This is a genomic window from Intestinimonas timonensis (assembly GCF_900626145.1).
Lineage (GTDB): Bacteria > Bacillota > Clostridia > Oscillospirales > Oscillospiraceae > Intestinimonas > Intestinimonas aquisgranensis.
Genome location: NZ_LR130817.1, coordinates 1,104,914 through 1,118,640, shown reverse-complemented (window position 1 = coordinate 1,118,640; position 13,727 = coordinate 1,104,914). Strand labels below are relative to the sequence as shown.

Genomic DNA, 13,727 nt, shown 5'->3' with positions numbered 1-13,727 from the left:
GACATAGAATGCTCCAGAGAGGAGCGTAATGCCTATGGTCTATTATCTCATCGTCTGCCGCTCGCTGACCTACGCCCAGCGGACGGCGGCCGTGCTGGAGCGGGGAGGGATCACTGGCGTGGTCCTTCGGGCGCCCAAATCCATTGTAGGAGAGGGCTGCGGTTATGCGGTGAAGGTATCAGAGCGCCGGCTGGCCCAGGCACTGGTGCTGCTCAACCGGGCAGAGCTGCGGCCCAAGGGAGTCTATATCGCGGAATCGGATGGCAGTTACCGCCAGGTGGGGCCATGATCTACCTGGATTCCGCTGCCACCACCCTTCAAAAGCCGCCGGCGGTGGCCAGAGCGGCGGCAAATGCCATGAGCCACATGGCCAGTCCCGGTCGGGGCGGCTATCCCGCTGCCATGGCGGCGGCCGATACCATTTTCACTTGCCGGGAGACCGCCGCCCGGCTTTTTTACGTACCAGAACCGGACCAAGTGGTGCTCACCATGAACGCCACCCATGGCCTCAACCTGGCCATTAAGACTTTGGTTGCCCCAGGAGATACGGTGCTCATCTCCGGATATGAGCACAATGCTGTCACACGCCCACTGGCTGCCATCCCAAATGTGACGGTGAAGGTGGCAGATGCTCCACTGTTCCAGCCAGATGCTATGGTTGAGCGATTCCAGTCGCTGCTGACTCCGGAGGTATCCTGCGTCCTCTGTACCCATGTCTCCAATGTCTTTGGATATGTGCTGCCGGTGGAAACGATCGCCGCTCTGTGCCGTGAGCGGGGAATTCCGCTCATTCTGGACGCCTCCCAGTCTGCCGGCACACTTCCCGTTTCGTTGGAGGAGTCTGGAGCCGCCTTTATCGCCATGCCGGGGCATAAGGGCCTCTACGGCCCACAGGGGACTGGTCTTCTGCTGTGCGCACAGTCGGCGAGACCTTTGATGGAAGGGGGAACAGGGTCTCTCTCCATGCTTCAGGAGATGCCTGATTTCCTGCCCGACCGGCTGGAGCCCGGAACCCACAACGTCCCAGGTGCCGCCGGGCTGCTGGAGGGATTGCGTTTTGTAGCGCGCAAGGGTCCGGTGCACATTCTGGCGCATGAGCGTGGTCTGGCTGCCCAATGTGCCCATGCACTGAGCCGTTTGGAGGGCGTCACTGTCTACGCCGCGCCACGGCTGTCGAATCAGGCTGGCGTGGTCTCCTTCCGGGTGGAGGGCATGGATTGCGAAGAGGTGGGGGCCCGGCTTGCCAAACAGGGGATCGCGGTCCGGTCCGGTCTCCACTGCGCACCTCTGGCCCACCGCACTGCCGGTACCCTGGAGACCGGGACCGTGCGGGCCAGTTTCTCCGCCTTCAATACGCCTGGAGAGGTCTCCGCCCTGGTACGGGCCGTGGGCCGTCTCCGGGTGTTTTGAGCGTACCCACCGTGCGAGGACCGCGGTTTCTCCGCCGCGCGCCCTCGCACGCTTTTTTTCGTCCATTTTTGAGGGAAGTTCAGGGAAATTTAATGGGCGTGGTCCTTGCCATTTGACAGTGAATACAGTATAATACTTGAAATGGGCGGGAGGCTGTTGCGTCCGCCCCAGGGCCATATTTTGATGTGGGAGATAATGGAAATGGCAGATATTTTACAGAGGATGTATCAGTACATCCTGACCTTTAACATTTCCATATTCGATATCGTGGATGTGACCATCATCGCGGTAGTCATTTACCGGCTCCTTATGTTGGTTCGGCGGAGCCGTGCAGCGCAAGTGGCGAAGGCTATCTTACTGCTGCTGGCTGCTCTGGTGCTGTCATCGTCCTCTGTGCTCAATCTGCGGGTCATTCACTTCTTCCTCTCCCATATGGTGGAGATGGGAATGTTGGCCCTCATTGTAGTGTTTCAGCCGGAGATCCGCCGGTTCCTGGAACAGCTGGGCAGTACCACTCTGGGTGATATGTTCAGCAGGGAGGAGGCGCCTCCTGAAGTGGAAGAGGCCATTTCCCAGACTGTCCAGGCCTATGCCTCTCTCTCTCGGGACAAGGTAGGCGCCCTGATGGTCTTTGAGCGGAAGGTGCCTCTGGATGACATCATCAAAACGGGTACCGCCCTGGACTCTACTGTGGCAGCAGAGCTGCTCAAGAACCTGTTCTGGAATAAGGCACCCCTGCATGACGGCGCTGTTATCGTCCGGAACGGACATATCGTAGGGGCGGGCTGTGTGCTTCCTTTGTCCGGGAACATCAACCTGTCCCGGGACCTGGGCATGCGCCACCGGGCCGGCATCGGCATGAGTGAGAACTCCGATGCTGTGGTGGCCATCGTTTCGGAAGAGACCGGCTCCATCTCTGTGGCAGTCAACGGCATGCTCAAGCGGCACCTGGCCCCGGAAACCCTGGAGCGTCTGCTGCGCAACGAACTGCTGCCCAAGGAGGAGACCACCGGCTCTTCCAACAAGCTCTCCGCCCTATTCAAGTCGAAAAAAGGTGACAAAAACGATGGGGAAGAAGTTCACGGAAAGTAAAATCTTCAATATCATCCTGTCCATCCTCATCGCCCTTGGCCTGTGGGCCTATGTGACGGCCAGCGTGACCGACGTGGGTGAGTCCACCGTGCGCAACATCCCTGTTACGGTGGTGGGTGAGGAGGCCTTAAACGCCAAGGGCCTGATGATCGATCCCAATACCAAGCTCACCGTAAATGCCAGAGTCAGCGGGAATCGAAGCCTGTTGGTGAGCATGGCCTCCAATCCAAGTGAATATTTCAGCGCCACCATCAATGTGGCGGAGATTACCGAGCCCGGTACCTATGACCTAAATTGTACGATCACACCGGAGTTCACTTCTCTGACTTCTACCGGTGTGCGGGTGATGGACCAGGAGGGTAAAACCATCCAGGTCACGGTTACCAGACTTATGTCCAAGACGGTTGAGGTCCGTGGCGTTTTCAAGGGCACCGTGGACGAGGACAACAACTACCGCGCCAACCCGGTGGAGGTCACGCCGGGCACCATCAAGGTCCAGGGGCCTGAGACTTTGGTGAACCAGGTAGAGTATGCTCAGGTCACCATCACAGGCGACAACCTGACCAAGACCTATACCGGTGAGTTGGGCTTCCAGCTCATGACCGCCGATGGCGAGGTGGTGGACGACGACGATCTCACCACCAATGTGAACACAGTGAGCGTAGTCATGCCGGTGGTCAAGACCATGGAGGTTCCCTTAAGTGTGGAGTACGTCTATGGTGGAGGCATTACGGAAGACAATTTTGAACGCTATGTGACAGTGGATATTCAGCCCGCCACCATTCAGGTCTCCGGCGATGAGGCCGACGTCTCCTACCTGGAGGGCAAAACCATCACAGTGGGTAAGATCGACCTGTCCCAGGTCGTCCAGGAGGAGCAGGTCTTTGTGTTCCCCATTGAGCTGTCTACTGAGCTGAGCAACGACAGCGGCATTACGCAGGCCACTGTGACTGTTACGATCAAAGGCTTAGAGACGAAAACGGTTGAGACCTCCAATATCGATATCATCAATACCCCGGATGGCTTTACAGCCGATGCGGTCACACAGTCTCTGCAGGTGAAGGTGCGGGGGCCCGCTGATGCGCTGGAGACCGTGGAGGGCTATCAGATCCGGGTTGTGGTGGATCTGGAGGGCCAGAATCTGCGGCAAGCCCAATTCCCATTTACACCCAAAATTTATTTAGACGGTGACAGCCGCTGTGGCGTCATCAGCCCCGGCAGCAATGGGTACATCGTCGTGGTCAATATCCAGTCACAATAGGAGAATCTTTTACCATGAGACAAACTGCACAAATAAAACAAACATTTCCGAACGGAACCGCTGTGGTAGCAGTGGTCCGGCAGGGTGCCTGCGCCCATAATTGCGCCGAGTGCGGTGGCTGTATGACTGCGGCTCAGCCCACTGTCACCGCTTTGGCTGAAAATACCGTCGGAGCGCGTACAGGTGAATTGGTAGTGGTGGAGACGGAGAACGCCCAACTTATGGGGATCATTGCCTTTGTCTACCTGGTGCCTATGGTCCTGCTGGTGGCCGGTTACCTGCTGGCACAGGCATTTGGTCTCACCCAGGGATGGTGTATTCTTGCCGGTGCTGCCGCCTTTGCTGTCAGTGTGCTGCTCATCGTGGCACTGGACCGCCGGGTCAAACGCCGCAAATCAATCCAGTTCCGCATTGTGGCTCACAAAGAGGGCTGATGTTTGGCTATGTGGTCCCCCTCAGGGGGGAGTTGAAGGTCCGGGAGCTGGATGCCTACCAAGGTATTTACTGCGGCCTGTGTCACACCCTGGGACGGAGGTACGGCTTTTTCCCAAGACTGCTTCTCAACTATGACTTCGCCTTCCTGGCTATGGTGTTGGCCCAGCCAGGGGAAAAAGTGGGGTTGGAGCGTCGGCGGTGTGTAGCCTGTCCATTTAGAGGGAAACAGGTCTGCCCGTCTCGGCCAGGACTGGATACGGCGGCCGATGAGAGTATCATCCTCACTTACTGGAAGCTGCGTGACAGTGTAGCTGACCGGGGCATTTTTCGGGGATTACCTGCCCGGCTGTTGAGCCTGCTGCTTCGTCGGGCCTATCGGAAGGCCGCTCTGCGGCGACCGGATTTTGACCGGCAGACGGTGGCCTGCTTGGAGGAGCTTCACGCGCTTGAGAAAGATAAGACGCCTTCCCTGGATCGGACAGCGGACACCTTTGCCCGTATTTTGGCGGGAGCTGCTCCGACTACTGGCGAGGAAGTTCGGGATCGGGCTCTGGGCCAGATGCTCTACCATGTAGGACGCTGGATCTATCTTGTAGATGCCTGGGATGATTTGGATGAAGATCGAAAATCGGGAAGCTATAATCCGCTGCTCCTGCGTTTCCCGGATGGGCCGGAGGCACATCAGGAGGAAGTGCGGCTTACCTTGCGGCATTCGCTGAATTTGGCGGTATCTGCCTATCACTTCACGGACGTCGGCCCGTGGAACGGCGTCATCATGAATATTCTGTGCCTGGGGTTGCCCATGGTAGAGGAGGCTGTCTTCACCGGACAGTGGAGACGGCGCAAGAAAGAAAACAGGGAGAACAAGCTATGAATGATCCATACAGCGTTCTGGGCGTCAGCCCGGATGCCAGCGACGAAGAGATCAAGCGGGCCTACCGGGAGTTGGCCCGGAAGTATCATCCGGATAACTATCAGAACAACCCGCTGGCCGATCTGGCCGAGGAGAAGATGAAAGCCATCAACGAGGCCTATGACGCAATTACCAAGCAGCGCTCCGGCCGGAGCAGCGGCGGGTACCAGGGCGCCTATCAGCAGCAGGGCGGCTACCAGCGGCAGAGCCAGTCCGGCGGCTCCTCGGTGTATGCCCGGGCCCGTCAAGCCATCAATCTGGGTAACTTGGCTCAGGCGGAGCAGCTGCTTCAGTCGGTGCCGGGACAGGATGCCGAGTGGCACTTCCTCATGGGCTCTATTGCCTACCGGAAGGGGTGGCTGGACGAGGCCATGCAGCAGTATCAGATGGCCTGCAACATGGACCCGGGTAATCTGGAGTACCGGCAGGCCTACAACATGATGCGTCAGGGCGGACAGGCCTACCGGCCTTACGGTTACACCTCAGGCGGTATGGATTCCTGCGACTGTTGTACCACCCTCCTGTGTCTCAACTGCCTGTGTGGCGGGTGTGGAAACTGAGATGAGAGGACGGACACCGTATGCCGGAAAGCTGGCCCTGGCGGCCATGCTGACGGCCCTCTCCCTGGTAGTGCTTTGGGCGGCCGCCATGGCGCCCTGGGGACGAATTGGCCTGGTGGCCGTAGCTGGACTGATGCCCGCCGCTGCCGTCATCTCCGCCGGACCAGCAGCGGGAGGGCTGTGTTGGGCAGGCACCTCAGTGCTGGCCCTGATCCTGTTGCCCAGTAAGGGCTGTGGGTTGCTTTACCTGATCTTTTTCGGACTCTATCCACTGGTAAAATGGGCTGCTGAGCGCTTGTGGAAGCTGCCCTTGGAGTTGGTGGTGAAGCTTGCCTTTTTCAACGTTGCCCTCACCGTGCTGTGGTTTGGACTTCGGGGCATCTTCCTGTGGGGCATACCTCAGGCGGAAGAGCTTGGCTGGCTCCTCTATCCCATCGGGAACGTGGTGTTCCTGGTTTATGATTATGGTTTCAGCAAACTTATTGCTTTTTACGTTGCCCGGGTAGACCGTCCCATGCGCCGGGGCCAGGGCATCTGATTGGAATTAGTAAGAGAGAAGAAAGGGGAGACCACCCTTGGTCCGCAGTATGACTGGCTATGGCAGGGGGGAAGCCGTGCTCCACGGCCGTTCCATCGTTGTGGAAGTCCGTTCGGTGAACAACCGATATTTGGACTGCAACATCAAGATGCCCAGAGCCTATATCTTTGCCGAGGACGCCATGAAAAGCCGCGTCCAGGACGCCATTTCCCGGGGAAAGGTAGACGTCTTTGTTACCATGGACAGCGCGGGTGCTGATGTGGTCACCGTCAAGGTGAACCATCCGGTGGCGGCTGGCTATGCAGCCGCTTTGAAGGAGCTTAAAGACACCTATCAACTCTTGGGGCTGCCCGACTTGGCGCTGATGGCCCGGTTCCCCGATGTGCTCCAGACGGAGAAAGCACCGGAGAATGTGGAGGAGGCTGCCGCCGACATCTGTGCGGTGCTGGACCAGGCACTGGCCGACTTTGCTGTTATGCGGGAACGGGAAGGGGAACGGCTCTCCGCCGATATCCTCTCCCGGGCCGATACCATTGAGACCCTCACCGGACAGGTGGAGGTGCAAAGCCCCAAGACGGTAGCCGAATACCGGGCCCGTCTGGAGGCCAAAATGCGAGAAGTCCTTCAAAATCAGCAGCTGGACGAGAGCCGCATCCTCACTGAGGCGGCCATTTTTGCCGACAAGGTAGCGGTGGATGAGGAGACCGTCCGCCTGCGCAGCCACCTCTCCCAGCTCCGGACCATGCTGAGCCAGGGCGGTCCCATTGGCCGGAAGCTGGACTTCCTCATCCAGGAGTTCAACCGGGAAGCCAACACCATTGGCTCCAAGTGCAACGATCTGGAGATTGCCCGCCATGTCATCGACATCAAGGCGGAGATCGAAAAGATCCGGGAGCAGGTCCAGAACATCGAGTGAGAGGAAGCGGCAGCATGAAGCTCATCAATATTGGCTTTGGCAATATGGTTTCGGCGGGCCGACTCATCGCGGTGGTGAGTCCGGAGTCCGCACCCATCAAGCGCATGGTTCAGGAGGCCAGAGAGCGAGGTGTCCTCATTGACGCCACCTTTGGCCGGCGGACCCGGGCTGTGCTGGTCATGGACAGCGACCACATCGTACTCTCGGCCATTCAGCCAGAGAAGGTGGCTGGGCGCTTCGCCGGCGGTGAGCCGGCGGCGGAGGATGAGGAAGAGGAGGCAGAGGACTGATGGCACTCAAGAAAAAGGCACGCGGCGAACTGATCGTTCTCTCCGGGCCCTCTGGTGTGGGAAAGAGCACGGTGATCGCCGAACTGTTGGGTCAGCGGCAGGATATCTATTTTTCCGTCTCCTTCACCACCCGTAAGCCCCGGGTGGGAGAGGCAGACGGTGTCAACTATAACTTCGTGGACCGGGCAGAGTTCGAGGGCATGATCGCCCGAGGTGAACTGCTGGAACACGCGGAGTACGTGGGCAACTATTATGGCACTTCCATGAAGGTCATCCAGGAGAAGCTGGACGCTGGGATCGACGTGCTGCTCGACATTGAGGTCCAGGGCGCGGCCAAGGTTCGGGCAAAATGCCCTGAGGCGGTGCTCATCTTTATTATCCCCCCCTCCTTTGAGGAGCTCTCCCGCCGTCTGCGGGGACGCAACACCGACAGCGAAGAGGTCATCGCCGGTCGCCTCACCAAGGCCCGGGAGGAATACGCCCAAATCCCCAATTATGACTATCTGGTGGTCAATGACAAGGTCTCTGAAGCCGCTGCCGAGATCATCGCCATCCTGATGGCGGAGGACTGCCGGACCCGAAATCGCATGCACCTGGTGGAGGGGATCTGAGGATCTCTTGCCCAGTGTCCATACCGGACACCGTTCCGGATATTCTATGCAGTAAACGAAGGAGTTGGATCTGTTATGATGCTTTATCCTGCTATGAAGGACCTGCTCGCGCAGGTGCCCAGCCGCTATCAACTGGTGAATGTGGTGGCCCACCGGGCCCGTCAGATCGCCGCCGATGCCGAAGAGGGTGGCTACCCGCTCAACGATAAGCCTGTGAGCATCGCGATCCGTGAGATCGCTGAGGGCAAGGTGGATCTGAGCCTGCCCACTCAGCCCCAGGTTTGATCTGTGTCCGGGGGTGCCGGACGCATCCCCAGACGTGACGGAAGTGCCGGACGGGCGAACAGCCCCCGGCGCTTGCCTTTTCTGTGACGGAAGGAGAGAGCAGCGGTGGATGGGGCGGTCATCTCGAAAATAGCCCTGGCGGCGGCCGCCTATGCCATCGACAGGCCCTACGACTATCTGGTCCCGGCAGAGCTGGAAGGCCGGGCGGTTCCCGGCGTCCGGGTACTGGTACCCTTCGGTCGTGGAAATAAGCGCACCGAGGGCATCGTACTGGCCCTGTCTGGCGAACTGCAGGAGGGAAAGCGTCTCAAAGAGGTGTTTTCCGTTCTGGATGATGCCCCCGTCCTAGACGGACAGGGCCTGAAGCTGTGCCTGTGGATGCGGGAGCGGTATTTCTGTACTGTGTACGATGCCGCCCGGGCCATGCTGCCGGCGGGGCTGTGGTTCTCCATCCGCGATAGCTATCACATTGCCTCCGGCGTGGACCGTGAGGCATCTTATACCGCAGCGGGGCGCTCCCGCCGGGCCGTGCAGATCCTGGATCTTATCTGGGCTTGCGGTGGCTCCGCTGAGGTGGGGCAGATCCACGCCGCCCTAGGTGCGGCAGACCCTGCTCCTGCGCTGAAACTGCTCACCGAGCAGGGTGCGCTCACCCTGGAGACCAGCGCCCAGAGGGGGGTGGGAGACAAACGGGAAAAGGTGGCCTCTCTGGCTGTGCCGGCAGAGGAGGCCCTAGCCCATGTGACTCCCAGGCGACGGAGCGCCCCGCTACGGTACGCTGTGGTGGAGCTTCTGAGCACCGTGGGCAGCGCCAGCGTCAAGGAGATCTGCTATTTCACCGGCGCCTCCACACCTACCATCAAGTCTCTGGTCAAGAGCGGACTGGTCACGCTGGAGGAGCGGGAGGTCTTTCGTGGAGGACACGAAGAGGCAGATGGTCCTACAGCGCCTCCACCGGTGCTCAACGAGGAGCAGGAGATGGCCTTCCAGACACTGGACGGCCTGTGCCGGTCACCAAAGCCCGCTGTTGCCCTTCTCTATGGTGTGACGGGCAGTGGAAAGACCCAGGTTTATCTCCGCCTCATCCGGGCAGCTCTGGATCGGGGCCAGACTGCTATGGTCCTAGTCCCTGAGATTGCGCTCACCCCGCAGCTCCTGCGAATCTTTACTGCCCATTTCGGCAGCGATGTGGCCGTGCTCCACAGCTCTCTCCGGGCTGGGGAGCGTTATGACGAGTGGAAGCGTCTGCGCTCCGGACTGGCCCGGGTGGCCCTAGGCACCCGCTCCGCTGTATTTGCCCCTTTGGAGAACCTGGGCCTCATTATTCTGGATGAGGAGCAGGAGGGCAGCTATAAATCGGAAAACACCCCCCGGTATCACGCCCGTGAAATCGCCAAATACCGCTGTGCCAAGGTGGGTGGACTGCTGGTGCTGGGATCGGCCACCCCATCGGTGGAGACCATGTATCTGGCAAAGACCGGGGTCTACCACCTGGTAACTCTGACCAAACGCTACAATGAGCGGGCTTTGCCTGCCGTTTATATTTCCGATATGAAAGAGGAGCTCCGCTCAGGCAATGGTACCAGCATTGGCACTCTGCTGCGCCGTGAGCTGGAGGCCAACCTGGAGCGGGGGGAACAGTCCATTCTGTTTCTCAACCGCCGTGGAGCCAGCCGTATGGTGTCCTGCGGAGAGTGTGGCGAAGTGCCGGTATGTCCCCGGTGTTCGGTCCATCTTACCTACCACTCGGCAAACCACCGGCTCATGTGCCACTACTGTGGCCACTCCGAGCCCCTGCCTGAGGCCTGTCCGGTGTGCGGCGGCGCCCTGAACTTTATCGGCGCCGGGACCCAGAAGGTACAGAGCGAACTGGAGGAGCTTTTTCCTGGGGTGGAGATCCTACGGATGGACGCTGATACTGTGTCGGCTGCCGATGGACACCAGAAACTACTGGACCGCTTTCAGCGAAAAAAGGTGCCCATTCTGGTGGGCACTCAGATGGTGGCCAAGGGCCTGGACTTCGAGAATGTGACCCTGGTGGGGGTGGTGGCTGCAGACTTGGCCCTGTATGTGGAAAGCTTTCGGGCCTCAGAGCGGACCTTTTCCCTTCTCACCCAGGTAGTGGGCCGGGCGGGCCGGGGAGAAAAGACCGGCCGGGCGGTGATCCAGACCTACACGCCCGACAACGACGTGATTCGCTGCGCCGCTGTACAGGACTACGACCGCTTCTACGCTCAGGAAATCGACCTGCGGCGGCTCATGGACTACCCGCCCTTCCGGGATGTCTTTGTCCTCACCGCTTCGGGTGCCGACGAGTCCGCCGTGCTCAGAAAATGCCAAAGGCTCCGCCGCAGCCTGGAGAGCTGGGCAGCGGCCTGGAGTGACTATGATACGCGGCCACGCCTGCTGGGGCCTGCTCCGGCGGCGGTGGCCAAGGTAAACAACCGTTACCGTTATCGGCTGACCCTGCTCTGCCAAAATACCAAGGAGGTCCGCCAGCTCATTGCCGGCCTGCTCCAGGCCGCCGCCGATGACCGTGAGATCCGAGGTGTTTCGGTGTTTGCCGATGTGAACCCATATGATTAGGAGGATACGACTATGGCACTGAGAAAGATACTGACCGACAAGGACCCCGCACTCCACAAGGTCTGCCGTCCGGTCACCAACTTTGACCAGCGGCTTTGGGACCTGCTGGATGACCTCAAAGAGACCCTGGATGATGCTGGCGGCGCTGGTCTGGCCGCCCCGCAGGTGGGCATCCTTCGCCGGTGCGTTATCGTGGTGGATGCTCAGGAGCAGATGCTGGAACTGGTGAACCCGGAGATCATCTGGCGTTCCGAGGAGATCCAGGATGGTTGGGAGGGTTGCCTCAGCGTTCCCGGCAAGTGGGGGACCGTGGAGCGGCCCATGAGGGTCCGGGTCAAGGCCCAGGATCGGAACGGCAACTGGTTTGAGGCAGAGGGGGAGGCCATCGTGGCCCGCTGCTTCTGCCATGAGCTGGACCATCTGGAAGGCCACATTTTCACCGAGCTCACCGACCGGCTCTATACCCAGAAGGAACTGGACGAGATGTACGAGGAGGAGGACTGACCGTGCGCATCCTCTTCATGGGCACCCCTGATTTTGCCGTGGCCTCACTGGCCGCCCTCCTGGAGGCCGATCATGAGGTGTGCGGTGTCTTCACCCAGCCCGACAAGCCTAAAAACCGGGGAATGAAGCTCCAGGCAAGCCCTGTAAAGGAATATGCCATTGCACATGATATCCCGGTATTCCAGCCCCTAAAGATGAAGGATGGGGAGGCTATGGGCTATATCCGGGACCTTGCTCCGGAGCTCATCGTGGTAGCGGCCTACGGTCGCATCCTGCCCTCTGACATTTTGGACTATCCCGCCTATGGCTGCATCAATGTCCACTCCTCACTGCTGCCCAAATACCGCGGAGCGGCACCCATCAACTGGGCCATCCTGAATGGGGAGAAGACCACCGGTGTCACCATTATGCATATGGCGCCGGAGCTGGATGCCGGCGATATGATTCTTCAGGGAGAGACCGCCATTGGCCCCAATGAGACGGCCCCCGAGCTCTTTGGCCGCTTAGCGGAACTGGGAGGCAAGTTGCTGGTGGAGGCTGTGGACCTGCTGGCCAGTGGGCAGGCACCCCGGACACCGCAGGATGCTGCGGTCTCCACCTACGCCCCCATGCTCAGCCGAGAGCTTTCCCCTATGGACTGGTCCAAGGGAGCGCAGGCGCTCCATGACCAGGTCCGAGGGCTGTTGCCCTGGCCGTGTGCCACGGCGGAATTTGGTGGGATTAGATGTAAAGTATTTTCAACTGACATTATTGACGATACAACGAATCTAACTCCCGGTACAGTTGCAGAGGCGGGGAATACAGGTATCGTTATGGCCTGCGGAAACGGGACCTTGCTGCGGATCAAGGAGCTTCAGCCCGATGGGAAGAAGCGGATGGCGGCAGCGGATTTTCTCCGCGGCCATCCCCTGACAGTGGGAGAAAAGCTGTAAGTAGAGTAGGAGAGAGGGTGTGATCCTATGGCCGGCAATGCCCGGGAGGTGGCGCTGCTGACCCTGTCCGCCTGTAATCGGCAGGGCGCCTGGTCGGATCTGTCGCTGAAAAAGAATATTCGGGCCGCCGGCTTGGACAGCCGGGATGCCGCACTGGCCACCCGGCTGTGCTTTGGCGTGCTCCAGAACCGGCTGCTGTTGGACTTCTATATCGGGAAGTTTTCTACAGTGAAGCCAGAGCGAATGGAAAACAAAGTCCTTAACGCCCTGCGGCTGGGGGCCTATCAGATGGCCTTCCTCACCCGGGTGCCGGTAAGCGCCGCCGTCAACGAGTCGGTGGACCTGGTGAAGCGGCACAGCAAGAACTCCAGGAGCCCGGGCCTGGTGAACGGCATCCTCCGCTCCATGGCCCGTAACATCGATCGTCTCCCCACTATTCCGGAGGAGGACCCGGTCTCCTATCTCTCCGTGCGTTACAGCCACCCTGAGTGGTTGGTAAAAGCCTTTTTGGAGGCGTTGGGTCCGGTGGAGACGGAGCGTCTCCTGGCCCTGGACAACGGCGAGCCGCCTACGGTGGCCCAGGTCAACCGTCTCCGGGGAACTTCTGAGGAGGTACTGGTCTCTCTGCGGGAGGAGGGCGCCCAAGTAGAGCCCCATCCCTGGCTGCCCGACTGTCTGACCCTCACCGGTGGCGGCGATCTGGAGAACCTCACAGCTTTCCGGGAGGGCCGCATTTACATTCAGGACGCCGGTGCCCGGCTGGCGGTATTGGCGGCGGACCCCAAGCCCGGAATGTCGGTGCTTGACGCCTGTGCCGCTCCCGGCGGTAAATCCTTTGCCGCCGCCATTGCGATGGGGAATCAGGGCAAACTGATCTCCTGCGACATCCATGCCCACAAAAAGAGTCTTATTGATGCCGGTGCCAGACGGCTGGGAATTACCTGCCTTATTTCTGCTGTCCAGGACGGCAAGGCCCACCGGGTCGAGTGGGAGGAGGCCTTTGACCTGGTGATGGCCGATGTGCCCTGCTCCGGATTGGGTATCATTCGGAAGAAGCCGGATATCCGTTATAAGGACCCGGCGCCCCTGGCCGGGCTCCCCGCCGTGCAGGCAGCCATTTTAGAGAACGTCTCCACCTATGTAAAGCCTGGGGGCGTATTACTGTACTGCACATGTACTTTACAGATATCGGAGAATGAGAACATTGTGACCGCCTTCCTGGACCGCCATCCGGAGTACACTCTGGAGAACTTTACCCTCCCGGGACCAGTGGGAGAGATACCGGATGGCATGGTCACTCTGTGGCCCCAGCGGCATGGCACCGATGGATTTTTCTTCGCGAAGCTGAGGAGAAGGGCGGATAACGTCTGACCACCTCAAAATATGGACTGATG

General features: G+C 59.6%; 16 protein-coding genes. All 16 read left to right on the top strand.

What is annotated here, in order from left to right; all coding sequences use genetic code 11:
- Positions 1 to 34: 34 nt before the first annotated feature.
- Complete coding sequence (locus E0E29_RS12285) at positions 35 to 289, top strand: putative Se/S carrier protein (protein WP_130850078.1); 255 nt, start codon at positions 35 to 37, stop codon at positions 287 to 289.
- The gene (locus tag E0E29_RS12280; RefSeq protein WP_130850077.1) at positions 286 to 1,410 is read left to right on the top strand and encodes an aminotransferase class V-fold PLP-dependent enzyme; all 1,125 of its coding nucleotides are present in this window, start codon (positions 286 to 288) and stop codon (positions 1,408 to 1,410) included. Before E0E29_RS12285 ends, E0E29_RS12280 begins: the two co-directional genes overlap by 4 nt.
- Positions 1,411 to 1,611: 201 nt before the next feature.
- Entirely contained in the window at positions 1,612 to 2,502 is an 891-nt protein-coding gene (gene cdaA, locus E0E29_RS12275) for a diadenylate cyclase CdaA (protein WP_227602839.1), read from the top strand.
- Complete coding sequence (locus E0E29_RS12270; RefSeq protein ID WP_130850075.1) at positions 2,477 to 3,763, top strand: CdaR family protein; 1,287 nt, start codon at positions 2,477 to 2,479, stop codon at positions 3,761 to 3,763. Before cdaA ends, E0E29_RS12270 begins: the two co-directional genes overlap by 26 nt.
- Positions 3,764 to 3,777: 14 nt before the next feature.
- Entirely contained in the window at positions 3,778 to 4,197 is a 420-nt protein-coding gene (locus E0E29_RS12265) for a SoxR reducing system RseC family protein (RefSeq protein ID WP_130850074.1), read from the top strand.
- The gene (locus E0E29_RS12260) at positions 4,197 to 5,072 is read left to right on the top strand and encodes a DUF5685 family protein (protein WP_130850073.1); all 876 of its coding nucleotides are present in this window, start codon (positions 4,197 to 4,199) and stop codon (positions 5,070 to 5,072) included. The genes E0E29_RS12265 and E0E29_RS12260 overlap by 1 nt, the downstream gene beginning before the upstream one ends.
- Complete coding sequence (locus E0E29_RS12255; RefSeq protein WP_130850072.1) at positions 5,069 to 5,671, top strand: J domain-containing protein; 603 nt, start codon at positions 5,069 to 5,071, stop codon at positions 5,669 to 5,671. The genes E0E29_RS12260 and E0E29_RS12255 overlap by 4 nt, the downstream gene beginning before the upstream one ends.
- Position 5,672: 1 nt before the next feature.
- Positions 5,673 to 6,209, top strand: a complete 537-nt coding sequence (locus E0E29_RS12250) for a hypothetical protein (protein WP_130850071.1) — start codon at positions 5,673 to 5,675, stop codon at positions 6,207 to 6,209.
- 37 nt (positions 6,210 to 6,246) lie between these two features.
- Positions 6,247 to 7,125: a YicC/YloC family endoribonuclease gene (locus E0E29_RS12245; protein WP_130850070.1), complete on the top strand. Its 879-nt coding sequence runs from the start codon at positions 6,247 to 6,249 to the stop codon at positions 7,123 to 7,125.
- Between the two features lie 14 nt (positions 7,126 to 7,139).
- On the top strand, positions 7,140 to 7,415 hold the full coding sequence (remA, locus tag E0E29_RS12240) for an extracellular matrix/biofilm regulator RemA (protein WP_130850069.1): 276 nt from the start codon (positions 7,140 to 7,142) through the stop codon (positions 7,413 to 7,415).
- Positions 7,415 to 8,026, top strand: coding sequence for a guanylate kinase (gene gmk / locus E0E29_RS12235; RefSeq protein WP_130850068.1), 612 nt, complete (start codon positions 7,415 to 7,417; stop codon positions 8,024 to 8,026). Before remA ends, gmk begins: the two co-directional genes overlap by 1 nt.
- A 75-nt stretch (positions 8,027 to 8,101) precedes the next feature.
- A complete protein-coding gene (rpoZ, locus tag E0E29_RS12230; RefSeq protein WP_130850067.1) occupies positions 8,102 to 8,311 on the top strand; it encodes a DNA-directed RNA polymerase subunit omega in 210 nt (69 codons plus the stop codon).
- 105 nt (positions 8,312 to 8,416) lie between these two features.
- Positions 8,417 to 10,897 (top strand): replication restart helicase PriA, encoded by a 2,481-nt coding sequence (priA, locus tag E0E29_RS12225; protein WP_130850066.1) that lies wholly within the window; start codon positions 8,417 to 8,419, stop codon positions 10,895 to 10,897.
- Positions 10,898 to 10,909: 12 nt separating this feature from the next.
- The gene (def, locus tag E0E29_RS12220) at positions 10,910 to 11,401 is read left to right on the top strand and encodes a peptide deformylase (protein ID WP_130850065.1); all 492 of its coding nucleotides are present in this window, start codon (positions 10,910 to 10,912) and stop codon (positions 11,399 to 11,401) included.
- A 2-nt stretch (positions 11,402 to 11,403) separates the two neighbouring features.
- Positions 11,404 to 12,333, top strand: coding sequence for a methionyl-tRNA formyltransferase (gene fmt, locus E0E29_RS12215; protein WP_130850064.1), 930 nt, complete (start codon positions 11,404 to 11,406; stop codon positions 12,331 to 12,333).
- 27 nt (positions 12,334 to 12,360) lie between these two features.
- The gene (rsmB, locus tag E0E29_RS12210) at positions 12,361 to 13,704 is read left to right on the top strand and encodes a 16S rRNA (cytosine(967)-C(5))-methyltransferase RsmB (protein ID WP_130850063.1); all 1,344 of its coding nucleotides are present in this window, start codon (positions 12,361 to 12,363) and stop codon (positions 13,702 to 13,704) included.
- Positions 13,705 to 13,727: the final 23 nt, after the last annotated feature.

What these genes read in the sequence shown, in the direction of transcription:
- E0E29_RS12265 (WP_130850074.1), top strand. Translation starts at nt 3,778, where the DNA reads ATGAGACAAACTGCACAAATAAAACAAACATTTCCGAACGGAACCGCT.
- rpoZ (WP_130850067.1), top strand. Translation starts at nt 8,102, where the DNA reads ATGATGCTTTATCCTGCTATGAAGGACCTGCTCGCGCAGGTGCCCAGC.
- E0E29_RS12285 (WP_130850078.1), top strand. Translation starts at nt 35, where the DNA reads ATGGTCTATTATCTCATCGTCTGCCGCTCGCTGACCTACGCCCAGCGG.
- def (WP_130850065.1), top strand. Translation starts at nt 10,910, where the DNA reads ATGGCACTGAGAAAGATACTGACCGACAAGGACCCCGCACTCCACAAG.
- E0E29_RS12250 (WP_130850071.1), top strand. Translation starts at nt 5,673, where the DNA reads ATGAGAGGACGGACACCGTATGCCGGAAAGCTGGCCCTGGCGGCCATG.
- rsmB (WP_130850063.1), top strand. Translation starts at nt 12,361, where the DNA reads ATGGCCGGCAATGCCCGGGAGGTGGCGCTGCTGACCCTGTCCGCCTGT.
- E0E29_RS12260 (WP_130850073.1), top strand. Translation starts at nt 4,197, where the DNA reads ATGTTTGGCTATGTGGTCCCCCTCAGGGGGGAGTTGAAGGTCCGGGAG.
- E0E29_RS12270 (WP_130850075.1), top strand. Translation starts at nt 2,477, where the DNA reads ATGGGGAAGAAGTTCACGGAAAGTAAAATCTTCAATATCATCCTGTCC.
- remA (WP_130850069.1), top strand. Translation starts at nt 7,140, where the DNA reads ATGAAGCTCATCAATATTGGCTTTGGCAATATGGTTTCGGCGGGCCGA.
- E0E29_RS12255 (WP_130850072.1), top strand. Translation starts at nt 5,069, where the DNA reads ATGAATGATCCATACAGCGTTCTGGGCGTCAGCCCGGATGCCAGCGAC.
- gmk (WP_130850068.1), top strand. Translation starts at nt 7,415, where the DNA reads ATGGCACTCAAGAAAAAGGCACGCGGCGAACTGATCGTTCTCTCCGGG.
- cdaA (WP_227602839.1), top strand. Translation starts at nt 1,612, where the DNA reads ATGGCAGATATTTTACAGAGGATGTATCAGTACATCCTGACCTTTAAC.
- E0E29_RS12280 (WP_130850077.1), top strand. Translation starts at nt 286, where the DNA reads ATGATCTACCTGGATTCCGCTGCCACCACCCTTCAAAAGCCGCCGGCG.